The organism is Allobosea sp. GW822-FHT05A11, from assembly GCF_058800455.1.
Genome location: NZ_JBXAMI010000009.1, coordinates 40,969 through 64,276, shown reverse-complemented (window position 1 = coordinate 64,276; position 23,308 = coordinate 40,969). Strand labels below are relative to the sequence as shown.

Below are 23,308 nucleotides of genomic sequence, written 5' to 3'. Positions count from 1 at the left end.
GCGGCGGGCTCCATTTCGCCATGATCCCTCTTTAGCCACCTTGCCTGGGAAATTCTTGGCGCGGCGATTGCCGGCTCGCTAACGAGTCGTTAACGCTTCTCCGCAACTGTTCGTTCACGTTTACTACGCCGCTTCGGCGGGGCACCGAGACGGGTCAGACAGATTGGGCAGGACAACCGCCACGCTTGCAGGATGCGCGCCGTCCGGCACGAAGCCAGCCGCGCGACATGCGCTGGCGCTCGGCCTGGCCCTGGCCGCATCGCTCATCGGCGTCCGCGGCACGCAGAACGCGGTCGCCAATGGCGACACCCGCACCATCACGATCCAACACATGCACACGAAGGAAGAGACGACCGTCACCTTCAAGCGTGACGGTCGCTATGATTCGGCTGCGCTGGAGAAGCTGAACTGGGCTTTGCGCGACTGGCGCACCGACGAGCCGACCCGCATGGATCCGCGGCTCTTCGACGTGATCTGGGAAGTCCAGCGCCAGCTCGGCTCCGAACAACCCTTCCATGTCGTGTCTTCCTATCGCGCGCCCGGCACCAACGCGATGCTGCGTCGCCGCTCGCGCGCCGTCGCCAAGCACAGCCAGCACATGCTCGGCAAGGCGCTGGATTTCTACCTGCCGGATACGCCGACGGCCCGCATTCGCGAGGTCGGCATGCGGCTCCAGCGCGGCGGCGTCGGCTTCTATCCCAACGCACATACGCCCTTCGTCCATCTCGATGTCGGCTCGGTGAGGTCCTGGCCGCGCATGACCCGCGACCAGCTCGTGCGTCTCTTCCCGGACCAGAAGACCGTGCACCTGCCGGCCGACGGGCAGCCGCTGGCCGGCTACGATCTCGCCAGGGCCGAGATTCTCTCCGGCGGCGGTGCCGTTGCCGGTTATGCCACCGCCGATCTCGACGAAGGCGCCGTCATCGCGTCGGGCCGCAAGAGCCTCTGGGCCTCGCTGTTCGGCGGCGACGACGAAGAGGCCGATGCCCGCCCGGCAGCGCGCGGCCGGCGCGGTGCGCCGCGCCAGCAGCCGACGGTCATGGCCTATGCCAATACGGGCTACAACGACGGCAATTCGGCGGATGGCGGCCGCTTCGCCGTCGCCATGGCACCGGCTGCCGACCCGGTGACGCGCGAGCGCTCGCAACGCCTGGCACCGCGGATCACGACGGCGCCCGCGCAACAGCCCCCCGCTCCGGAACCCGCGCCCCAACCGGCCGTGGCCACTGCCGCACCGCCGCGCACGCAGGAGAACCGGCCGCAACTGATCGATGCGCCACTGCCGCTGGCGCGGCCGCGCGGCCTGCCCGTGCCCGCCGATGACGGTGCTCCCGTCCAGATTGCCGCCCTTCCTTCGGCCGGCGGCGCGCTCGCCTTCGCCTCGCAGCCCGACCAGAAACTGGTGCTCGCATCCCTGCCGCCGCGCCGCCCCGGCGAGGTCGCCGGCCCGAGCGAGATCGTCGTGGCCGGCCAGCCCATCAACGCCCCGCTGCCGCCGATGCGACCGACGGCCCTGGCCGATGCAGCCATCGCTTCGCTGCGCGGCACCGGCGCTCCCGAATCACCCCTCGCCCAGGCCTCCGAGGGGCGCCTCGTCACCGCCTCGCTGCCACCGGTGCGCCCGCGCGAGGGCGGCGTCAGCTTCGCGACCGCGACCCAGCGCTCCGTTCCGGTCCCGGAAGCGGAAGAGCCCGAGGACGCGGCCGACATGGACCGTGGCGGCTTGAATTCCCTGTTCGCTGCGGTCTCCCGCACCGGCAGGGCGCCCGGCAAGCCGGTAAATGTCGCGACAGCCCGCGCCCGCGCAGCCGGACCGTCGGGCGCTCCGATCGCCGGCCCGAGCCCGGCGGCGGCGCTGGGCTTCAGCCATGCCGACCCGCTCGACGCCAAGCCCGGCACCTTCACCGGCCCGGCCGTCCGCCCGCTGCCGACGAATTTCGTCCAGAACTGAATTCTATTCCCGGTCGATCGGCCAGGTCTTGAACACGTCCAGCGCCTCGCAGGCACGCGCCTGCTCGGCCAGGGCCGGCCAACGCTCCTCGGGGGCGAATTCCGGGATCACGAAGCGGCAGAAGCCCCAGGCGATGGCCGCGGCGATATCGCTCGGCAGCAATTCCGGCCCGGCCGTCAGCTCGCCCTCCCTGGCCGCCGCGTCGAGCAGGTCGAGCGCGACGTGCAATTGCGTGACGATGCGCTCCTGCCACGGCGCATAGCGCTGTGCCTCCGGGCGCTTGCGCTCGTATTCGATCGAGACCGCCTTGTCGGCGGCGACGATGCCGATGCCGGTCAGCGCCAGATCGCGCCGCCGCGCCACGCCTTCGAGCGGGCGCAGCGAGCGGCCGGCGACATCCTCGAAATGCTGGATGATCAGCAGGGATTCACTGATTGCGATGCCGTCATCGGTCACCAGCGTCGGCGCCTTGATCAGCGGATTGATCGCCCGGAATTCCGCCATGTGCCGGAACACCGAGACCGAGCGATGCTCGAACGGCACCTCCAGCAACGTCCCCGTGATCGCCGCGCGGCGGACATAGGGGCTATCGAGCATTCCGACGAGCAGCATCGCGACCTCCGTTTCAGTACGGCTGGAGAGTGCCGAAACCCCGCTACAAAGCCACGCGAATTCGCGTGATGCGCTGGATCACGCCGCTTGATGCTCGCGGGCGGCGGCTGGCGTGAGCTGTTCGCTCAGCGGCTCGTCCAGCCTCAGGCCCCGCTGATGCGCCTCCATCTGGCAGGGGTCCCAATAGGGCGTGCCGCCGAAACGCTCGACCAGCAGGTCGATCAGCACCCGGACCTTGCCGGGGACATAGGCGCCGGGCGGGCGCACGACATAGAGCGCCCGCGTCGGCATCGGATAATCCAGCAGGATCGGCTCGACGGCGCCGGAACGGATCGCATCCGAGGCAATGAAGGTCGGCAGCACGGTCAGCCCGAGCCCCGCCACGGCCCATGACAGCAGCGTGTCGCCGCTATCGGAACGCATGCGCCCGGGGGGGCGCACCGTGATCCAGCGTTTCCCGGTACGGAACACCCAGTCCTGGTCGTTCATGCCGCTATAGAGCAGGCAGTCATGATCATTGAGATCGGCGGGAATCGCCGGACGGCCGCGCCGCGCGAAATAGGTCGGGCTGCCGACGACCGTCGCGTGGACCGGCGCGATCTTCCGGGCGATCAGGCTGGAATCCTTGAGCGAGCCGATCCGGATCGCGGCATCGAAGCGCTCGCCGATCAGGTCGACATAGCGGTCGCTCGCCTGCACATCGATTTCGAGCCGCGGATAGAGCTGCGCGATCTCGCCCAGCAGCGGCGCGACATGCCTGTTGCCGAAGGTCATCGGCATGGCCAGCCGCAACCGCCCGGCGACGCCGCCGGCCCGCTGCGCCACCGCCTCCCGCGCCTCGTCGAGCTCGGCCAGGATGCGCTCGCTGCGCGCCTTGAATTCGAGTCCGGCCTCGGTCGGAGCAACCCCGCGCGTCGTACGGCTGAGCAATCTCGTGCCGAGCTCCTCCTCCAGCCGGCTCACGCGCCGGCTGACGATCGATTTCGCCACGCCCAGGCTCTGCGCCGCCCGGCCGAAACCGCCGGCATCGACCACGGCGATGAAGCTTCGGATATCGTCGAGCTCCGCCATCGGCGTTCCTCCGTCAGCAACAGTCTGGTGCCCATTATGAGGGTTCTGATGCGGGAAGTGAACCGCTACCTCTCCACCATCAGATATCGAGCCCTGCTTTCGCCGAAAGGCGCACGGGGCCGGGTTCGAAAAGCCGACCCGCCTCCTTGGCTTGCCGGCGACACGCATTCAAGGACGAGGAAGACATGCTCGACAAACTCAAGAAGCGCCGCACGCAATACGCTCTCGGCAAGAAGCTGCCGGTTTCCGAAGCTCAGGTGGATGGCTTGGTCAGAGAGGCGATCCGCCTGTCGCCCTCCAGCTTCAATTCGCAGAGCTCCCGCGCCGTCATCCTCTTCGGCAAGGAGAGCGACAAGTTCTGGAACATCGCCAGGGAGGCGCTTCGCGCCATCGTGCCAGCCGCCGATTTCGAGGGGACGAGCAAGAAGATCGACAGCTTCGCGAGCGGTGCCGGGACGGTGCTGTTCTACGAGGATCAGGAGCCGGTGCAGACACTCCAGACCAATTTCCCGCTATACGCGCACAACTTCCCGATCTGGTCCGAACATTCGACCGGCATGGCGCAGTTGGCGGTCTGGACCGCGCTTGCCGATGCCGGCATCGGCGCGAGCCTGCAGCACTACCATCCGCTCGTCGACGCGGAGGCCGCCAAGGCATGGAACATCCCGGCATCCTGGAAGCTCACCGCCCAGATGCCTTTCGGCTCCAATGAGGCCGGCTTCGCGGAAAAGACCTTCATCGATGATGAAGTGCGCTTCCGCACCCACGCCTGACCGAGACTGGAAACGCTTGGCGCAGGGCTTCCGAGCCAACGCCGTCGCCCGACGCTCATTCCAACGAAAAGCCCCGCATCGGGAGACCGATGCGGGGCTTTTTCATGCCTGGGTGGAAAACCGTTTAGGCGGTTTCGCCAACGGCCTGCAGGTAGAGGTCGAGGATCGCTTCCTCTTCCTTGCGCTCGTCGAGATCGCGCTTGCGCAGCGCCACGACCTTGCGCAGCACCTTGACGTCGTAGCCGGTGCCCTTGGCCTCGGCATAGACCTCCTTGATGTCGTCGGCGATCGTCTTCTTCTCTTCCTCGAGCCGCTCGATGCGCTCGACGATGCTCTTCAGCTGGTCGCCAGCAACCGGATCGTCCATCTGATAACCTTCTCGGTACGAAATTGGCCGGCAGCGTTCGCCCGGATCGGGCCTGCCCGTCAAGACTGAACTGGCCTTCGCCCCGGCGCTCTCAACAGTCCTGATGCCGCATCGCCGCAATCGACCGTTCGGTTGGCAGCGAGGTCCGTTCAAAAAGTATGATTACATCGCCAGACGGCTGATGACGCCGCCACGTGCCCGACCTACAAGGAAGCGAACAGGCTCGCCGCCAAGCGGCACAAACGCAGGGAGTCGCGGGGCGTGCCGCAGTCCATCACCACGATCGAAACGATGCGCGCGACCGCACGCGCGATCTTCGATGCTGCCGTCGCCCGCGCCCACCCCTCGGGCTGCCTGCCACAGCACCTGCCCTCAGCCCCCGCAACCGGGCGCCTGATCCTGCTCGCCGCCGGCAAGGCGGCCGGCAGCATGACGGCACTGGTCGAAGCGCATTATCTCGACCAGGGCTTCCCGCGCGAGCGCCTGTCCGGCCATGCCGTCGCCCGGCACGGCTACACCGCGCCGACCCGGCATATCCCGATGGTCGCAGCCGGCCACCCTGTTCCCGATCAGGGCAGCATCGACAGCGCCGAACGCGCGCTCGCGCTCGCCACCGCCGCCACGGAAGCCGACCTCGTGCTCGTGCTGCTCTCGGGCGGCGGCTCGGCGAACTGGGTCGCCCCGGCCGGCGGGCTAACGCTCGCCGAGAAGCAGGCGGTCAACAAGGCTTTGCTGCGCTCCGGCGCCCCGATCGGCGAGATGAACATCGTCCGTAAGCGGCTGTCGCGGATCAAGGGCGGCCGGCTCGCGCTCGCCGCCGCGCCGGCGCGCGTCCTCACCCTCGCCATTTCCGACGTGCCCGGCGACGAGCCGGCCGCAATCGCCTCCGGCCCCACCGTCGCCGACCCCAGCACGACCGCTGAGGCCCGCGCCATCGTCGCCCGCTACGGGCTCGACCTGCCGCCGGCCGCCCGCAACCTGCTCGACGAGCCCGCAAACGAGACGCCGAAGCCCGGCCACCCCGCTTTCGCCAACAGCGAATTCCGCATCATCGCCCGCCCGGCCGATGGAATGGCGGCAGCGCGCGCGGCGGCAGAGGCCGCCGGCTATACAGTGCACGATCTCGGCGCCGATCTCGAAGGCGAGGCGCGTGACGTCGCCGCCGCCCATGCCGAACTCGCCCGGCGCCTGAAGCGGGAGGGCAAGCGCAGCGCCATCCTCTCCGGGGGGGAGCTCACCGTGACCCTGCGCGGCTCCGGCCGCGGCGGCCCGAACCAGGAATATGCGCTGGCGCTCGCGATCGCATTGGCCGGCGAACCCGGCATCGTCGCGCTCGCCGGCGACACCGACGGCACCGATGGCGGCGGCGGCGAGGCCACCGACCCGGCCGGCGCTCTGGTCGATCCCCAGACTTTGGCCCGCGCCGCCGAGATCGGCCTTGATCCCGCCCGATCCCTCGCCGACAACGATTCGACCGGCTTCTTCGAAGCGCTCGGCGATTTGCTGCAGCCGGGACCGACACTGACCAATATCAACGATTGCCGCGTGATCCTGATCGAACCGTAAGAATGCCGGGCTCTCCTCGAACGGTCCTTCCCCTCGTCTTCTGCGCGGCCGCGTTCCTCGGGAGCGTGGCGCCGGCGAAAGCCGATCTGCGCATGTGCAACACCACGTCGAGTCGCGTCGGCGTCGCGATCGGCTATCGCGATGCGCAGGGCTGGATCACCGAGGGCTGGTGGAACATCAGCCCGCGCGGCTGCGAGACGCTGCTGCGCGGCACGCTGGCGGCACGCTTCTACTATGTCCACGCCCTCGATTACGACAAGGGCGGGGAATGGACCGGCAAATCGGTCATGTGCGTGCGCAACAAGGAATTCACGATCCGGGGCATCGAGGATTGCCTGGCCCGCGGCTATGACCGCGCCGGCTTCTTCGAGGTCGATACCGGCGAGCAGAAGAGCTGGACCATCCAGCTCACCGATACCGGCAGCGGCGCGCCGCGGCCCTGACCGGCTTACGCGGGGCCATGGTCTCGGCATAAGGTGACGATCGACGCGAGGCCTGGCCAGGCCTGCGGACAAGAACCGGAAGCGAGGCCCCGGCAACGGGCAGACCGCGCTCCATGATGGATGAAAGGGTGCGGCCGGGGGGCGTATGGGCTTGCCGGTCGCAGGGGAAGAGCAATGAAGCGCGAACGCCGGATCAAGATCATCGCCACGCTTGGCCCCGCCTCCGCGACCGAGGAGATGTGCGCAAAACTGTTCGAAGCCGGCGTCGACGTGTTCCGGATCAACATGAGCCACACCCAGCGCGAGACGCTTCAGGAGAAGGTCGCGATGCTGCGCGGTCTGGAGGGCAAGTTCCGCCGTCCGGTCGGCATCCTCGCGGACCTGCAGGGCCCGAAGCTGCGCGTCGGCCAGTTCGGCGGCGACGGCGGCGTCATGCTGGCGAAGGGCGCGCGATTTACGCTCGATTCCGACCCCGCCCCCGGCGATGCCAAGCGCGTCCACCTCCCCCACCCCGAGATCCTGAGCGCGCTCGAGCCCGGCCACCACCTGATCCTCGACGACGGCAAGCTGCGCCTCGTCGTGGAAAAGGCCTCGGATAAGGCCGCCGTGACCAAGGTGTTGATCGGCGGGCGCCTCTCGTCGCGCAAGGGCGTCAGCCTGCCCGACACCACCATTGCCGTCTCCGCCATGACCGAGAAGGACCGCGCCGATGCCGAGGTCGCGGCCGAGGTCGGCGTCGACTGGATCGCGCTCTCCTTCGTGCAGCGGCCCGAGGATATGGCGGACCTGCGCAAGATCGTGCGCGGCCGGGCGCTGGCGCTGGCCAAGATCGAGAAGCCACAGGCCGTCGCGCGCATGGAGGAGATCATCGATGCCTCCGATGCGATCATGGTCGCGCGCGGCGATCTCGGCGTCGAGATGCCGCTGGAGCAGGTGCCGGGCACGCAGAAGCGCCTGACCCGCATGGCCCGCCTCAAGGGCAAGCCCGTCGTGGTCGCCACCCAGATGCTGGAAAGCATGATCACGAGCCCGGTGCCGACCCGCGCCGAGGTCTCCGACGTCGCCACCGCCGTTTTCGAGGGCGCGGATGCGGTCATGCTCTCGGCCGAGAGCGCCGCCGGCCAGTATCCGATCGAGGCGGTGACGATGATGAACCGCATCGCCGAGGAGGTCGAGGGCGATGCGATCTACCGCTCGATCCTCGAATCGCAGCGCAACGAGCCTGAGGCCACCGGCGCCGACGCCATCGCCAAGGCCTCCCACGAGATTGCGGAGACCCTGAACCTCAAGGCGATCTGCGCCTGGACCTCATCGGGCTCGACCGCCTTCCGCATCGCCCGCGAGCGCCCGAACTCGACGGTGATCGCGCTGACCCCGAACCGCGCCACGGCGCGGCGCCTGACGCTGGTCTGGGGCGTGCACGCGATCGTCACCAAGGATGCCAGCGACGCCGACGACATGGCCTTCCGCGCCTGCAAATTCGCGGTGCGCGAGCATTACGCCAAGCTCGGCGACCGGATCATCGTGGTGGCGGGCGTGCCCTTCGGAACGCCCGGCGCGACCAACATGGTCCGCATCGCCTTCGTCGCGCAGGAGCATGTCGAGAAGGCTTGAGGACGGGACCGAGGGGTTCCGGCCTTCTCCTGCCAATCACCACCGTCATTCCGGACGAGCCGCCAAGCGGCGGCGCTCCGGAATCCATCGTGGAGCATCGCGCCTTATGATGGATCCCGGGTCAAACCCGGGATGGCGGCGCGTTTCCGGATGAAATCAGCAGCGGCTCGGCAGAGTCACGCGTCCCGCCCGTCAACCTCGGTCTTCAGCGCATCGACCGCCTTCTTCACCGCGTCGAACTGCGGGTAGATCTCCAGCGCCTTGCGGAAGGCTGCCATCGCGGCCTTGTCGTCGCCCTGCTGGCGCAGGATCATGCCCAGTCCCATCATGGCGCCGTAATGGCGCGGCTCGCGCTTCAGCGTCTCGCCGATATCGAGCATGGACCGGATCGAATCGCCGAGGAGATAAAGCGCATTGGCGCGCTGGTTCCAGGCCTCGGCCCAGTCCGGCTGCAGGCTGATGACGCGGTCGAGCAATTCGATCGCGAGCTCGTTCTGCTTGTCCTTCAGCGCCTGCTGGGCCCGGGTCATCAGCAGATCCGCGGTATCGGAGCCGGAGCGAGCCCAGCGCCGCTGGATCAGCCTGGCGACGCCCTCGGCCTCCTCCTGCGTCTCGGCATCGTGCAGGCGCTGGAACAGCCGCTCCAGCGTCGCCGCCGGGCTGCGTTGCGGCGCAGTCGGCGTCACCGGATTATCCGTCTTGTCGTCGGGCGCAACGGTGCCAGGCCGCGACGGTGGCGTGGGCTGGGCCTGGGTCGCGCAGATCGCGAACGGACCGGCTGAGGCCAGCAGCAGCGCGAAGACGGCAGGCGCGATGCGAAAACGGATCATGGTCGCAACTCTAGCCGCCACCGCCGCCTCGTCAAATCACAGCCGGGCGAGCGCGCAACGCAAAGAGCGGGCACGCCATCGGCGTCCCGCTCTTTAAAATCCCAACCGAGACAGTTGCGCGACCGCAGTCGCGCAGGGTCTCAGCCCTGACGCGCCTTGAAGCGCTTCTGGACCTTGTTGATGATGTAGACGCGGCCCTTGCGGCGCACGAGCTGGTTGTCGCGATGACGCGCACGCAGCGACTTCAGCGAATTACGGATCTTCATCGTCTCAACTCCATCGGCCTGCCCTTGCGAGACGGGCCGGTCAAAAACCTTCAGTCTGCGACGCGGACCGTAACGATCCTCACCGCCCATGCAATGGTGCGACTGATGCGATGCCGGCTGTATACGGATTTTTCCGTGGATCGCAAGTGCGATCGCGGCCCGGCAAGCAGGAAATCCGCTTTTCCTCCTCCGGAACCTGGACGACAAGATTGCGTTTCGATCCTCGCTCACACGGAGAACCGCCATGCGCCTGCCCCTTCTCGCCTCGATCCTCACCACGACCCTGATGCTCGGCGCCTGCGGCAACACTGTCGAACAGCGCATCGGCGGCGCAGCCGTCGGTGCCGGCACCGGCGCGGTCGTGGCCGGGCCCGTCGGCGCCGTCGTGGGCGGCGCGGCCGGCGCCGTCTCCGGTCCCTCCGTCGTGCGCGCCACGCGCCGCGCGACACGCTGATCCGGCGCAGACTCTCGCCCGCAGGCCGGCGTTTGCGCGCCGCCTGCCGGCACGTTCCAGCCCTCGGCCCGGCTCCTGGCCGACCGCGCCGCTCTGGCGTCATCACGAGCCAGAACCGCCTCTGTGCGTCGACCCGAACCCGTTCGGATGCCGATCACAACAATTCGATGACTTCTCGATTTTGAGGGTTGCCAAGACGAAATGGACCGGCTATCTCCCCCGTCATCAGGCCGGACGCAACGCGTCATGACGCTCTGAGACGCGCCCGTAGCTCAGCTGGATAGAGCATCAGACTACGAATCTGAGGGTCAGAGGTTCGAATCCTTTCGGGCGCGCCATTTTTCTTCTGCCAAACTTCCTCCGAGTGTTTGAGCGGCAAGCGGTTTTCACCGTTTGACCGTACTTGGAGTGTACCAAGTGGCAGACCAAAATGCGATTTATACCTTCAAGAAGCGCGGCGTTTTTTACTTCACGCGGCGAGTCCCAAAGTCGTTCCAAGCTCGCTTCGATAAGCCCCGCATAGTCACCTGCTTGCACACGCGCGCTCTCCCGCAAGCGGGAAAGTCTGCAAGGGCGCTGTCATCACAGTTGGAGACGGTCTGGGCGCAGATGCTGCTCGAAGGTGTCCTGCGACCTGTCGCCGCTTCGAGTTTCCGCCCCACGTCGAAGCCGACCGTGGAAGCCGGGCCGTCCGTGACACTGTCCGATTGGCCGGCCCTTCCGGAGTTGGCCCTTAGCGGACTTTGGCATCGTCTGGTTTCAGGTGATGTGATCCGTCGTCTAGCACTCGACATCGCCGGGTAAATTTACTGACGCCAAGTGGCTGCTTGGCGAGGTCCGCTGCTTCCCGCATGTTAAGGCGATGGCCTATACCTGCCCCGCCTACTTTCTTCGGAGATGCAAGATGCGTCGCTTTCGAGCCGTTGCAGCAATCCTTCTCGCTGCGCTCGTTTTGCCGGCGCCTGGTGTTCAGGCGCAGTCCCGCATCAAGGCATTGATCGAGAGATTGCGAGGCGACACGATGCCGGACGGGATCGTCAAGACCAACGGCCGGATCGAGGCGACGCAGGTCGACGTTTCCTCGAAATATGCCGGTCGTCTGGCGGAAGTCACTGTGAAGGAAGGTGACGAGGTCACTGCCGGGCAGGTCATCGCCCGCATCGCGTCGCCCGAATACGAAGCGCAATTGCGGTCCGCACAGGCGCAGGTGCTGCGCGCTCGGCAGGCCCTCGCGGAGGCCGAGGCGCTCATCGCCCAGCGCAAGAGCGACCAGATCCTCGCTCACACCGATGCCGAGCGGGGCAAGGAACTCGTCGCAAAGGGATATCTCAGCAAGCAGGTCGACGACCAGCGCTCGGCCAAGGCCGACGCGGCCGACGCGGCGCTGCGAGCCGCCCAGGCGCAGCGCGATCAGGCCCAGTTCGCGATCCACGCCTCCGAGGCCGATGCCGAGCAGATCAAGGCGATCCTGGTCGATCTCGTGCTTCTCGCGCCGCGCAGCGGGCGCATCCAGTACCAGCTTGCCCGGAGCGGAGAGGTCGTCACGGCGGGCACCCGCGTCGTCACCATCCTCGACCTCTCGGATGTCTACATGACGATCTATCTGCCGGCCGCGCAGGCGGGGCAGCTCGCGCTGGGCGACGAAGCGCGCATCATCCTCGACCCCGTGCCGCAATATGTCATCCCGGCGACGGTGAGCTTCGTCGCGGCCGATGCACAGTTCACGCCCAAGGCCGTCGAGACCACCGAGGAGCGCGAGAAGCTGGTCTTCCGCGCCAAGCTACAGGTCGATCGCAACCTGCTCGCGAAATACCATCGGCAGGTGAAGACGGGCGTGCGCGGCCTCGGTTTCGTCCGCACGTCCCCCAGCGCGAAATGGCCTGACTCTCTCGCCGTGAAGCTGCCATGACGGAGGCCGGCCCCGCCGCCAGCCTCGCGGGGGTCACGCATCGCTACGGCAAGGTGATCGCCCTCGACACGCTGACCCTCGATATTCCCGCCGGCCGGATGATCGGCGTGATCGGGCCGGACAGCGTCGGCAAATCGACATTGCTTGCACTGGTCGCCGGGGTGCGGGCCATCCAGCAGGGCAACGTCCGTGCGCTTGGCGGTGATCTCGGTATCAAGGCTGAGCGCGAGGCCCGGCGCGGGCGCATCGCCTATATGCCGCAGGGACTCGGCCGCAATCTCTATCCGACGCTCTCGGTCTTCGAGAATATCGACTTCCATGCCCGGCTCTTCGGGCAGGACGCGGCCGAGCGCCGCAGCCGCATCGACGAATTGCTCAAGGCGACGGGGCTCGATCCCTTCGAGGCTAGGCCCGCCGCGAAGCTGTCCGGCGGCATGAAGCAGAAGCTCTCGCTCTGCTGCGCCCTGATCCATGATCCCGATCTGCTCGTCCTCGACGAGCCGACGACGGGCGTCGATCCGCTGTCGCGCGGCCAGTTCTGGGACCTGATCGACACGATCCGCACCCGCCGCCCGGGCATGAGCGTTATCGTCGCCACCGCCTATATGGAGGAGGCCGAGCGCTTCGACTGGCTCGTGGCGATGGATGACGGCAAGGCGATCGCCACCGGCACGCCTGCCGAACTCCGCGAAAAGGCCGGGCAAACGACGCTGGAAGGCGCCTTCGTCGCGCTGTTGCCGGAAGTCAAGCGCGCGCAGCATCGGGAGGTCGCGCTGCGGCCGCGGGTTGTGAGCAACGATGCGACGCCTGCGATCGAGGCGGAGGGCCTGACCCGCCGCTTCGGCGATTTCGTTGCGGTCGACCATGTCAGCTTCCGCATCGGCCGCGGCGAGATCTTCGGCTTCCTCGGCTCGAATGGCTGCGGCAAGTCGACGACGATGAAGATGCTGACCGGCCTGCTGACCGCGACCGAAGGCACGGCCAGGCTTTTCGGCCAGCCGCTCGCGGCCGACGACATGGAAACGCGCCGCAATGTCGGCTACATGTCGCAGGCGTTTTCGCTCTACAGCGAGCTTACGGTCCGCCAGAATCTCGTGCTCCATGCCGAACTCTATCATTTGCCACCGGCCGAGATTCCCGGCCGGATCGCGGAGCTGCTGACCCGTTTCGATCTGGCTGATGTCGCCGACGAGCGGCCAGAGAGTCTGCCACTCGGCATCCGCCAGCGCCTGCAGCTCGCCGTCGCCGTCCTGCACAAGCCGGCCATGCTGATCCTCGACGAGCCGACATCGGGCGTCGACCCGATCGCGCGCGACGCCTTCTGGCGCACGCTGATCGGCCTCTCGCGCGACGACGGCGTGACGATCTTCCTGTCGACGCATTTCATGAACGAGGCGGAGCGCTGCGATCGCATCTCCTTCATGCATGCAGGCAAGGTGCTAGCGGTCGGCACCCCGCCGGAGCTGGTGCAGAAACGCGGGGTCGATACGCTCGAAGAGGCCTTCATCGCCTACCTCAAGGAAGCCGCCGGCATTGAGGATACGCCAGCGGAGGCGGCTGCGGCGTCTGCCGGCGAAACCCGGCCGGCGCCCCCGGCCCGCCGCTTCGATCCGCGCCGGCTCTGGGCCTGCACCCGCCGCGAAACCATGGAGCTGCTGCGTGACCCGATCCGCTTGAGCTTCTCCTTCCTCGGGCCGCTCCTGCTGATGCTGGCCTTCGGCTTCGGCATTTCCTTCGATGTCGAGAACCTGAAATTCGTGGCCTTCGACCAGGATAACTCGATGGAGAGCCGGCAATTGGTCGAGGCCTTCTCCAGCTCGCGCTATTTCGACGAGCAGGCGCCGATTCGCTCCGCTGCCGAACTCGACCAGCGCCTGCGAAGCGGCGAGATTCAGCTTGCGATCGAGATCCCGCCCTCCTTCGGCCGCGACCTTATGGCGGCGCGAGCGCCAGAGCTCTCGGTCTGGCTCGATGGCGCCATGCCGTTCCGGGCCGAGACCACCCGCGGCTATGTCACGGGCCTGGCGACGCAATATGCGCAAGGTTTCGCGGCAGCGCAGGCCGCGTCGAGCCATGCGCCGTCGCCCGTCACGATCGAGACCCGCTTCCGCTACAATCAAGACTTCAAGAGCGCCAATGCGATGGTGCCGAGCGTGATCATGCTGATGCTGATCCTCATCCCGGCCATCATGTCGGCGATCGGCGTCGTCCGCGAGAAGGAGACCGGCTCGATCGCCAATTTCCGCTCGACGCCGATCAGCCGCTTTGAGTTCCTGTTCGGCAAGCAATTGCCCTATATCGCTGTGGCGATGGCCAGCTTCTTCATGCTGGCACTGATCTCGCTCACCGTCTTTGCGGTGCCGATCAAGGGGCCGACCTGGGTGCTGGTGCTGGCGACCCTGCTCTATGTCTCCGCCACGACCGGCTTCGGCCAGCTTATCTCTAGCTTCACCCGCACGCAGGTCTCGGCCGTCTTCGCGACCGCGATCCTGTCGATCATTCCCGCAGTCAATTTCTCCGGCCTGATGGTGCCGGTTGCCTCGCTCTCTGGCGGCGGCCGGATCATCGGCATGAGCTTGCCGCCGGCCTGGTACCAGCCGGTCAGTGTTGGCGTCTTCACCAAGGGGCTGGGGGCGGCCGAGCTCTGGCCCAATCTGGTGATGCTGGGCTTCTTCTTCCTGCTCTTCCTCGTCGTCGCGCAGCTGGCGCTACGCAAGCAGGAGGTGTGAGATGGCCGCGCTCGTCATCCATCTCCAGAATATCCTGCGCCTCGTCGTGAAGGAGCTGCGCAGCCTGCGTGCCGATCCGATCATGCTGGTGCTGGTGGCCTATACCTTCAGCATCGCCGTCTACACGGTTGCGACCGGCGTGAAGCTGGAGGCGCGCGACCTCACCATCGGGATCGTCGACGAGGACCAGTCGGAGTTCTCGCGCTCGCTGCTCGGTGCTTTCAACCCGCCGCTGTTCAAGGTCTCAAAGCGCATCGCCGCCTCGGAGATCGACGCCGAGATGAACTCCGGCCGGCTCGTCTTTGTGCTCGAGATCCCGCCCAAGTTCCAGGCGGACCTGTTGGCCAGGCGGCAGACGGCGCTGCAGCTCAATATCGACGCCACCGCGATGACCCAGGCCGGCAATGGCGCGGTCTATATCCAGCAGATCATCGCGCAGGAGATCGCGAACAGGCAGGCCGGGCGCGAGACGGCGACGGCGCTGCCGATCAATCTTGTGGTGCGGGCGCGCTTCAACCCCAATCTCGATTCCGGCTGGTTCAGCTCGGTCATGCAGGTGCTCAACAATGTCACCCTGCTGACAATAATCCTGACCGGTGCGGCCCTGATCCGGGAGCGCGAGCAGGGTACGGTCGAGCACCTACTCGTGATGCCGGTCACGCCGGTCGAGATCATGCTCGCCAAGATGGTGGCGAACGCGCTGGTCATCCTGGTCGCTGCGGTGGCCTCGCTCGTGCTCGTTGTCGAGTGGGCTCTCGGTGTGCCGATCACCGGCTCGCTCCTGCTCTTCGTGCTCGGGACGGCGATCTATGCTTTTGCCGTCGCCGCGCTCGGCATCCTGCTCGGCACGCTGGCGACCACGATGGGGCAATTCGGCCTGCTCGCGATCCCGGTCTTCGTGGTGACGCAGCTCCTGTCCGGTGCAACGACCCCGATGGAAAGTATGCCGATCTGGCTGCAATGGATCATGCGGATCTTCTCGCCGACGCCGCATTTCGTCGCCTTCTCGCAAGGCGTGCTCTATCGCGGCGCAGGCCTTGACGTCGTCTGGCCCGAGATCGCCAAGATCATCGCGATCGGCGCAGCCTATTTCGCCTTCGCGCTCGCCCGCTTCCGAAAGGTGATCTTCGCTTGAAGGGGATTGGAAAGAGGCGAGGCCGGAGCGGTACCGATGCGTGAGATGGTCATCCATCTGAGCCTGTTCGCCATCGCGTTAGCCGGCGCCATCGCCGGATTTTTCGCTAGCCGCTTCGGAGGACTCTGGACGCCGGATCAGATCTGGGCGGCAGCCACCATCCCGGTTGCGGTGGCGCTCGCCGCCTCGATGCTGCGGGACATGCTGGCGGGGCGATTTGGCGTCGATGCGATCGCGCTCGTGGCGATGCTCGCGTCGATCGCCATGGGAGAACCGCTCGCCGGCGTGGTCGTCGCGATGATGTATTCCGGTGGCAACCTGCTGGAGGACTATGCGCGCGGCAAGGCTGAACGCGAGCTCCGCTCGCTGCGGGACCGGACGCCGCGCATCGCTCACCGCCAGGAGGCCGGCGGCCTCGTCGACGTCGCCGCCGGGGACGTGGCGGCCGGCGACGAACTGCTGGTCCGCGCCGGCGAATTGCTGCCGGTCGATGGCGAGCTGCTCGATGTCCGGGCCCAGCTCGACGAATCCGCCGTCACCGGCGAGCCTCTGCCGGAGACGAAGACGCGGGGCGCCGCGCTGCGCAGCGGTACGGTCAATGCCGGTGAAGCGTTCCGTTACTGTGCATCGGCCGCGGCGCATGAGAGCACCTATGCCGGCATCATCCGGATGGTGGAAGCGGCGCAGACCGCCAAGGCTCCCTTCATCCGCATGGCTGACCGCTTCGCGCTTCTGCTGCTACCGGCGACGCTGATCGTCGCCGGCCTGGCATGGTGGCTGTCGGGCGATCCGATCCGCGCGCTCGCGGTGCTCGTCGTCGCCACGCCATGCCCATTGATCCTCGCCGCGCCAGTCGCCTTCATCGGCGGTGTCTCGCGTGCTGCGCGCTCCGGCATCCTGATGAAGGGCAGCTCGGCCATCGAGGCGCTGGGCCAGGTCCGCACGGCGATCTTCGACAAGACCGGCACCTTGACCGAGGGCGGCGCCCGGCTGATCGCGCTCGACACGGCACCGGGCGTCGAGGCGGACGATATCCTGCGCCTCGTCGCCTCGCTCGAGCAGGCCTCGCACCATGTTCTCGCCGAGACGCTGGTCGCGCTGGCGCGCCAGAAGGCCCTGCCCCTGTCGGCACCCGCTGCCGTTCGGGAGTACCGCGGCTCCGGCCTGGAAGGCGTCGTGGAGGGGCGGCATGTCCGCGCGGGATCGCGCCGCCTCGTGCTGGGCGATGGGCCGCTTCCTCCCTGGGCGACATCGGCCGGGACGAGCGGAGACATAGCGGCGGCGCTCGCCGTCTTCATCGCGCTCGAGGGCCAACCGGTCGCCTTCCTGGCCATGGCGGACGCAGTGCGCCCTGACGCCGCCGCAACCTTGCAGCGCCTACACGCGGCAGGGGTGAGCCGCATCCTGATGGTGACAGGGGACGATGCCGGCACGGCGAAGGCGGTCGCCGCCCAGCTCGCCATAAACGAAGTCCGGGCTGATTGCAGCCCGGCGGACAAGGTCGCCGCCGTCGCGGCCGAACAGGCGCGGCAGCCGACCGTTATGATCGGGGACGGCCTCAACGACGCTCCGGCGCTGGCGGCTGCCAATGTCGGCGTGGCGATGGGCGCGAGAGGCGCGACCGCCTCCTCCGAAGCCGCCGATGTGGTGATCCTCGTCGACCGGATCGACCGCGTTGCGGAAGCGGTCTCGATCGCGCAGCGGACGCGGGCGATCGCACTGCAGAGCATCGTCGTCGGCCTCGGCCTGTCCGGGATCGCGATGGTCTTCGCCGCCTTCGGCTACATCCCGCCTGTCGCCGGCGCCTTCCTGCAACAGGGCATCGACATCGCCGTCATCATCAACGCCTTGCGTACATTGGTCGGGCCGTTGCAGCCGGGCCGCCCCGGTGCGGCCGCCCGGGCGCCGCGCATCGCTGGCGAGGTTTGACCTGTCGCAAGGCTGTCGCGTTTGCCTCTATCAGGTTGCCTGTCTACCCTTCGGGGCCAATCGATGAGCGAGTGTTTCGACCATGGCGACCAGCCGCAACGCGACGAAGGCAGCGAGCCAGCCGAAGAGCGGCTCCGCCGCGCTCAGCCTACCCTGGTTCTGGCCCGTCGATGCCGCGCTGCGCCTGACCGAGCGCAATCTCGATTTCCTATCCGAGGCCGTGAAGATCACCCGCCCGCCGCCGCCGGACTGGGCGACGCCCAACACGGTGCGGCTCGACCTGCCGACCATGCGCCTGCGCGAATTCGGCAAGGTCGTCGCCGGCAGCATTCCCGTCCTGGTCGACGCACCCTATGCCGGCCACGGCGCCACCATTGCCGATTACGACAAGGGACAGAGCCTCGTCGAGGTGCTGCTGGCGAACGGCGGCGACCATGTCCTCGTTACCGACTGGAAGCCGGCGACGCAGGAGATGCGGTATTTCAGCATCGACACCTATCTGGCTGAACTGAACGCTGCGATCGACGATCTCGGCGGCGAGGTGCACCTGGTCGGGCTCTGTCAGGGCGGCTGGCTGAGTGCGATGCTGGCCGCGCGCTTCCCGCACAAGGTCAAGTCGCTGGTGCTGGCGGGCTCGCCGATCGATGCCGACGCGGGCAACGGCCCGATCAAGCAGATGGCGCAGACCATGCCGCTGAAGAGCTATCGCGACATGGTCAAGCTCGGGCGCGGCCTGATGCCGGGGCGCTTCATGCTTGCCGGCTGGAAGAACATGCATCCCGAGGAGCACTACGTCGACAAGTTCGTCCGGCTCTACCAGAACCTCGCCGACCGCAACTATCTCGACCGGACCGAGACCTTCGCCGCCTGGTACGAGAACCCGCTCGACCTGCCCGGCGTCTACTATCTCCAGGCCATCGAGCAGATCTTCAAGGAGAACCGCTTCGCCAAGGGCGAGTTCGTTGGTCTCGGCCGGCGCCTCAGCCTGAAGGAGGTGACTTGCCCCGTCTATCTGCTGGCTGGTGCCGAGGACGATATCACCACCAGCGAGCAGGTCTTCGCAGCGGAGGACCTCCTCGGCACGCCGAAGAGAAAGATCGAGAAGAAGCTGGTGCCCGGCGGCCATATCGGCCTGTTCATGGGCCGCAAGACCCTCAGCGAGACCTGGCCCGGCATCGCCCGTTGGCTCGCCGCGCAAAGCTAGAGAGTCGCCATGACGACGCTGACCTCCTCCGAGTATTTTCGGCTCGCGCTCGGCCGTTGCGAGGCTCTTCCGGCGGTGCGGACCGGGGTGGTACATCCCGTCAAGGCCAATGTGATCGAGGCGGTGGCCGATGCCGTCAGCGAGCAATTGATCGCGCCTGTGCTGATCGGCCCGGCCCGCCGCATTCACGCTGCCGCGCAGGAGGCCGGCATCGACATCTCGCCCTGGGAGATCGTCGATACCGAGCACAGTCACGAAGCCGCGGCGAAAGCGGTCTCGCTGGCCGCCACCGGCGAGCTTGATGCGTTGATGAAGGGCTCGCTCCATTCCGACGAGCTTCTGGGTGCGGTCGTCCGGGCCGATTCCGGATTGCGGACCGAGCGGCGTATCTCGCACGCCTTCGTGATGCATATCGAGAGCTATCCCAAGCCCTTCATCATCACCGACGCTGCGGTCAACATCGCCCCCGATCTCATGACGAAGGCCGATATCGTCCAGAACGCCGTCAATCTCTGGCATGTCGCACTGAACGGCATCGACGAATTGCCGAAGGTCGCGGTGCTGGCTGCCGTCGAAACCGTCAATCCTCATATGGCGGCAACGCTCGACGCCGCTGCTCTCTCGAAGATGGCCGATCGCGGCCAGATCACCGGCGCCATCGTCGATGGGCCGCTTGCCTTCGACAATGCGATCAGCGCCGCAGCAGCGAAGGAGAAGGGTATCGCCTCGGCCGTAGCCGGCCATGCCGATATCCTGCTCGTTCCCGAGATCGAGGCCGGCAACATGCTGGCGAAGCAACTCACCTTCCTGAGCGGCGCCGACGCTGCCGGCATCGTGCTCGGCGCGCGCGTGCCGATCATCCTGACGAGCCGCGCCGACAATCTGCGCGCGCGCCAGCTCTCCTGCGCGCTGGCCGTCCTGCTGGCGGAAGCGCGCCGCACGGGGCGTATCAAGTGATCGATACCGTTCTCGTTCTCAACGCCGGCTCGTCCAGCCTCAAGTTCCAGGTGTTTCGTGTCGAAGATCTCGACGTTCTCGCGCGCGGCAAGGCCGTGCGCCTTGGCGAGCCGGAACCCGTTATGGACGCGAGCCTCGCGGACGGCACCCGGGAGCGCATCGCGCTGCCGGGTGCCTGCGACCACGATACCGCTCTCGCGGCCGTCCTCGCCTTCGTCGACCGCCACGACGATGCCTGGCGGATGAAGGCGGTGGTTCATCGCATCGTCCATGGCGGCGAACGCTTTGTCGACGCTGTCGTGGTCACGCCCGAGATTTTTGCGGCGCTGGAGGCGCTTTCGCCGCTCGCGCCGCTGCACCAGCCCCATAACCTGGCCGCGGTGACCGCTGCCCGGCACCTGATGGGCAACGTCCCGAACATCGCCTGTTTCGACACAGCCTTTCACGCCCGGCACGATGCGCTGACCCATAACTTCGCACTCGGGCAGGATCTGCGCGACAGGGGCATCCGCCGCTATGGCTTCCACGGCCTGTCCTATCAATGGCTGGAGATGGTGCTGGCGGAGCAGTATCCGCATCTCCATGCGGGCCGTGTCGTGGCGGCCCATCTCGGTAATGGCGCGAGCCTGTGCGCCATCCGGAGCGGGCGCAGCATCGACACGACCATGGGAATGACGGCGCTCGATGGCCTGCCGATGGGGACGCGCTGCGGCGCGCTTGATGCCGGGGCGGTGCTCTACATGTTCCAGAGCCTGGGGATGAACGCGCAGGAGGTCTCGGACGCGCTCTATGAACGCTCGGGTCTGCTCGGGTTGTCGGGCCTTTCCAACGACGTCGAGACGCTGCTGAAAAGCGACGATCCGCGCGCGCGCTTCGCGCTCGACTATTTCGCGCTCAAGGTCGCGCAGTTCACGGCAGCCATGGCTGCCGCCATCGGTGGGATCGACGCGCTCGTCTTCACTGGCGGCATCGGCGAGCACGCCGCTCCCCTACGCGATGCGATCGTCGAACGCCTACGCTTTCTCGGCACATTCGAGGTCATCGTGATCAAGGCGAACGAAGAGCGTGTGATGGCGCTGCAAGCGCGCGCATGTCTCGCCGGAGAGGAGTAGGGACTGTCGCTGTAAAGAGCATCGAGCTGAAGCGAGCGAATTTCACCCGCTCAGTCGACATGCAGATCGCAATACGTCGCTTCTTGAGCAATGGCGACTACACAGACTGATCGACAGCGGGGCGTGTCATCGAAAACGTCCATTGCCGGCTGTGGTCATTGCAAAACTGAACTTGGCTCATATCGAGAGAGACAGGTGACCTCCCAGGCGCGCCAATGTCTGTTTCTCGAAGGCCGCCCAACGTCCGCAACTGGCGCAACGCTGCCAAAGCCCGACCTGGGCTGCTGGTCATGCAATTGCGGCGTGCCCGCCGGATTTTCACGACTACGGCCAAAGGGTTCTTAACGCTACCGACGCAGATAACCGAATGGCCAACCGTTCGGGGGCTATTACCTCCAGTAAAAAATAAGGCTGAAAGCCCGCATATTTTTCGGTAGCGATGCATAATAGCGCAGCAGGTCGCCTGCGAGGAGATGATGGCTCAGACCGTCCAGGGCAGCGAATTCGCGCAACTGCGCACCTTCGTGACCGTTGCCGAGCAGTTGAGCTTTACGCGCGCTGCCGAGCGGCTCGGCATCACGCCATCGTCCCTCAGCCAAACGATCCGCAATCTCGAAGAACGCCTGGGAATCCGCCTGCTCAATCGCACGACGCGTAGCGTTGCCTTGACCCCGGCCGGAGAGGCCCTGCTGCTTCGCCTGCGCCCGGCAATGGATGAAATCGGCGCCGCGCTGGAGAGCGCGGTCCGTTTTCGCGACACACCGTCCGGGACGGTCCGTGTCCATGCCGCGCGCCAGGCGGCGCAGACCTTCATCACACCTATGCTGGGTGCTTTCACCCGGTCCTATCCCGAGATCGTCGTCGATGTGACCGTCGATGACGCCGTCGTCGACATCGTCTCAGGAGGGTGGGATGTCGCCATCCGCCCCGGCGAGGTGGTCGAACGCGATATGATCGCGGTCGAGATCGGCGGTGCGCTTTGCCAGCATCCGGTGGCGACGCCCGCATACGTCGCGGAACACGGCGTGCCGGAAACACCGGAACAGCTTCTGGACCACAATTGCATTCTGTGGCGCTGGTCGGGTCACAGCCTCCCGTATGCCTGGGAATTCTATCGCAACGGCAGTTGGTTCGAGCTTGTCGTGAAGGGCTCGATCATCGCGAACGACCGCCCCATGATGCTGGCTGCTTGCCTGGATGATGCGGGTATCGCCTTTGCGACGAACCGGGAAACCGATCACCTGATCGCGGCCGGCCGGCTCGTTAGAATGCTCGATGCCTATTGCGAGCCGTATCCGGGGTTCTTCCTTTGCTACCCCCAGCAAAGGCAGATGGCGCCGGCGCTACGCGCTTTCATCGACGCCGTGAGGAGCACGGCTCATCAAGGCTCCGCAGCGCGTCATGAATATGATCGGAAGAATCGTTCGCGGGATTCAGCATGAACGGACCTGGCACGCCGACGCTCGACCAGTTGAGGGTGTTCTTGACGGTCGTCGACATGGGCAGCTTCGTCGGTGCGGCGCGGACGCTCGGACGCGCGACGTCGGTGATCAGCTATTCGATCGCTAATCTCGAAGCCCAGTTGGGATTTCCCCTGTTCGACCGGGATTCGACCAGGAAGCCGATGCTGACGGAAGCGGGGCGGACTGTCTTGGCGGAAGCTCGCGCCGTCACCAATGGCGTGAACCGGTTGCGCGCCAAGGCGCAGGGCCTGTTGCAAGGGCTCGAAGCCGGCGTGACCGTCGCGCTCGACGTCATGTTGCCAGCATCGCGCGTCATGGGAGCCTTGAAGAGCTTCCGCGACACATTTCCCATGGTGCCGCTGCATATCCGGGTCGAAGGGCTTGGGGCGGTGACCCAGCTCGTTCTGGATGGCACGGTGTCGATCGGTGTCCGCGGCCCGCCCGATACCGAGATCGATGGCTTGGAACGCCTGGGGATCGGGAGCGTGCCACTCGTGCCCGTTGCGGCACCGGATCACCCGCTCGCGCTCGCCAGCCACAACCACGTCGGTGCCAGTCGCGAGCATGTTCAGATCGTGCTCACCGACCGTTCCGAGAGAACGAAGGGCCAGGATCTCGGAGTCATGGCCACACATACCTGGCGGGTAACGGACCTTTCCACCAAGCACATGCTCCTGCTCGAAGGCATCGGTTGGGGGGCGATGCCCGTGCCGATGATCCGCGACGATCTCAATGCCGGGCGCCTGGTGAAGCTCGACCTGCCCGATTTCAAGGGCGGGGCTTATCGCTTCTTCGCCATACACCGCACGAACAGGCCACCAGGGCCCGCCGCTGCATTCCTCATTGAGCGCTTCGCGAGCCAGGTGCCGGAATGGGCGCCGGCCGATACCGATGTCGAGCCGTTGTGAGGGCGCTCGGCATCC

General features: G+C 66.7%; 21 protein-coding genes and 1 tRNA gene. 17 read left to right on the top strand and 5 right to left on the bottom strand.

Annotated features, from left to right (window positions below; all coding sequences use genetic code 11):
* Positions 1–163 precede the first annotated feature (163 nt).
* Entirely contained in the window at positions 164–1,951 is a 1,788-nt protein-coding gene (locus tag AC1RLU_RS25365) for a peptidoglycan L,D-endopeptidase MepK (protein ID WP_492798849.1), read from the top strand.
* A gap of 3 nt (positions 1,952–1,954) precedes the next feature.
* On the opposite strand, the gene AC1RLU_RS25360 is transcribed toward AC1RLU_RS25365, so the two are convergent.
* Positions 1,955–2,563, bottom strand: a complete 609-nt coding sequence (locus AC1RLU_RS25360; RefSeq protein WP_492798848.1) for a glutathione S-transferase family protein — start codon at positions 2,561–2,563, stop codon at positions 1,955–1,957.
* Between the two features lie 78 nt (positions 2,564–2,641).
* Entirely contained in the window at positions 2,642–3,634 is a 993-nt protein-coding gene (locus AC1RLU_RS25355; protein WP_492798847.1) for a LysR family transcriptional regulator, read from the bottom strand.
* Between the two features lie 185 nt (positions 3,635–3,819).
* Here AC1RLU_RS25355 and AC1RLU_RS25350 point away from each other — a divergent pair, with 185 nt between their 5' ends.
* Positions 3,820–4,407, top strand: a complete 588-nt coding sequence (locus AC1RLU_RS25350; protein ID WP_091860367.1) for a nitroreductase family protein — start codon at positions 3,820–3,822, stop codon at positions 4,405–4,407.
* Positions 4,408–4,531: 124 nt separating this feature from the next.
* Here the strand turns inward: AC1RLU_RS25350 and AC1RLU_RS25345 are convergent, their stop codons facing one another.
* A complete protein-coding gene (locus tag AC1RLU_RS25345; RefSeq protein ID WP_061971296.1) occupies positions 4,532–4,774 on the bottom strand; it encodes a DUF2312 domain-containing protein in 243 nt (80 codons plus the stop codon).
* A gap of 291 nt (positions 4,775–5,065) precedes the next feature.
* Between AC1RLU_RS25345 and AC1RLU_RS25340 the strand changes: the two genes are divergently transcribed.
* The 3 genes from AC1RLU_RS25340 (at position 5,066) to pyk (ending at position 8,397) form a co-directional block, all read left to right on the top strand.
* Positions 5,066–6,340 (top strand): glycerate kinase type-2 family protein, encoded by a 1,275-nt coding sequence (locus tag AC1RLU_RS25340; protein WP_492798943.1) that lies wholly within the window; start codon positions 5,066–5,068, stop codon positions 6,338–6,340.
* Between the two features lie 2 nt (positions 6,341–6,342).
* Positions 6,343–6,783: a DUF1036 domain-containing protein gene (locus AC1RLU_RS25335; protein WP_492798846.1), complete on the top strand. Its 441-nt coding sequence runs from the start codon at positions 6,343–6,345 to the stop codon at positions 6,781–6,783.
* Positions 6,784–6,957: 174 nt separating this feature from the next.
* Positions 6,958–8,397, top strand: a complete 1,440-nt coding sequence (gene pyk, locus AC1RLU_RS25330) for a pyruvate kinase (RefSeq protein ID WP_061971293.1) — start codon at positions 6,958–6,960, stop codon at positions 8,395–8,397.
* A 176-nt stretch (positions 8,398–8,573) separates the two neighbouring features.
* Here pyk and AC1RLU_RS25325 read toward each other — a convergent pair whose 3' ends face one another.
* Positions 8,574–9,227: a tetratricopeptide repeat protein gene (locus AC1RLU_RS25325; protein ID WP_492798845.1), complete on the bottom strand. Its 654-nt coding sequence runs from the start codon at positions 9,225–9,227 to the stop codon at positions 8,574–8,576.
* Positions 9,228–9,367: 140 nt separating this feature from the next.
* On the bottom strand, positions 9,368–9,493 hold the full coding sequence (gene ykgO, locus AC1RLU_RS25320; protein ID WP_038363015.1) for a type B 50S ribosomal protein L36: 126 nt from the start codon (positions 9,491–9,493) through the stop codon (positions 9,368–9,370).
* A 244-nt stretch (positions 9,494–9,737) separates the two neighbouring features.
* On the opposite strand from ykgO, the gene AC1RLU_RS25315 reads away from it, so the two are divergent.
* The 12 genes from AC1RLU_RS25315 (at position 9,738) to AC1RLU_RS25260 (ending at position 23,293) form a co-directional block, all read left to right on the top strand.
* The gene (locus AC1RLU_RS25315) at positions 9,738–9,947 is read left to right on the top strand and encodes a hypothetical protein (protein WP_091860376.1); all 210 of its coding nucleotides are present in this window, start codon (positions 9,738–9,740) and stop codon (positions 9,945–9,947) included.
* A gap of 261 nt (positions 9,948–10,208) precedes the next feature.
* Positions 10,209–10,285: transfer RNA gene (locus tag AC1RLU_RS25310), tRNA-Arg, on the top strand.
* 70 nt (positions 10,286–10,355) lie between these two features.
* The gene (locus AC1RLU_RS25305) at positions 10,356–10,751 is read left to right on the top strand and encodes a DUF6538 domain-containing protein (protein ID WP_492798844.1); all 396 of its coding nucleotides are present in this window, start codon (positions 10,356–10,358) and stop codon (positions 10,749–10,751) included.
* Between the two features lie 100 nt (positions 10,752–10,851).
* A complete protein-coding gene (locus AC1RLU_RS25300; RefSeq protein ID WP_492798843.1) occupies positions 10,852–11,856 on the top strand; it encodes an HlyD family secretion protein in 1,005 nt (334 codons plus the stop codon).
* Positions 11,853–14,585 (top strand): ribosome-associated ATPase/putative transporter RbbA, encoded by a 2,733-nt coding sequence (gene rbbA, locus AC1RLU_RS25295; protein ID WP_492798842.1) that lies wholly within the window; start codon positions 11,853–11,855, stop codon positions 14,583–14,585. Before AC1RLU_RS25300 ends, rbbA begins: the two co-directional genes overlap by 4 nt.
* Before the next feature lies 1 nt (position 14,586).
* Positions 14,587–15,720 carry an ABC transporter permease gene (locus AC1RLU_RS25290; protein WP_091862365.1) on the top strand — a complete coding sequence of 378 codons (1,134 nt, stop codon included), beginning with the start codon at positions 14,587–14,589 and terminating at the stop codon, positions 15,718–15,720.
* 36 nt (positions 15,721–15,756) lie between these two features.
* Complete coding sequence (locus AC1RLU_RS25285) at positions 15,757–17,649, top strand: heavy metal translocating P-type ATPase (protein ID WP_492798841.1); 1,893 nt, start codon at positions 15,757–15,759, stop codon at positions 17,647–17,649.
* 82 nt (positions 17,650–17,731) lie between these two features.
* Positions 17,732–18,853 (top strand): alpha/beta fold hydrolase, encoded by a 1,122-nt coding sequence (locus AC1RLU_RS25280; protein WP_492798840.1) that lies wholly within the window; start codon positions 17,732–17,734, stop codon positions 18,851–18,853.
* 9 nt (positions 18,854–18,862) lie between these two features.
* Positions 18,863–19,810 carry a bifunctional enoyl-CoA hydratase/phosphate acetyltransferase gene (locus tag AC1RLU_RS25275; RefSeq protein ID WP_492798839.1) on the top strand — a complete coding sequence of 316 codons (948 nt, stop codon included), beginning with the start codon at positions 18,863–18,865 and terminating at the stop codon, positions 19,808–19,810.
* Complete coding sequence (locus tag AC1RLU_RS25270; RefSeq protein ID WP_492798838.1) at positions 19,807–20,922, top strand: acetate/propionate family kinase; 1,116 nt, start codon at positions 19,807–19,809, stop codon at positions 20,920–20,922. Before AC1RLU_RS25275 ends, AC1RLU_RS25270 begins: the two co-directional genes overlap by 4 nt.
* 476 nt (positions 20,923–21,398) lie before the next feature.
* Positions 21,399–22,364, top strand: a complete 966-nt coding sequence (locus AC1RLU_RS25265) for a LysR family transcriptional regulator (protein WP_492798837.1) — start codon at positions 21,399–21,401, stop codon at positions 22,362–22,364.
* Positions 22,361–23,293 (top strand): LysR family transcriptional regulator, encoded by a 933-nt coding sequence (locus AC1RLU_RS25260; RefSeq protein ID WP_492798836.1) that lies wholly within the window; start codon positions 22,361–22,363, stop codon positions 23,291–23,293. The genes AC1RLU_RS25265 and AC1RLU_RS25260 overlap by 4 nt, the downstream gene beginning before the upstream one ends.
* The last annotated feature ends 15 nt before the right edge of the window (positions 23,294–23,308 follow it).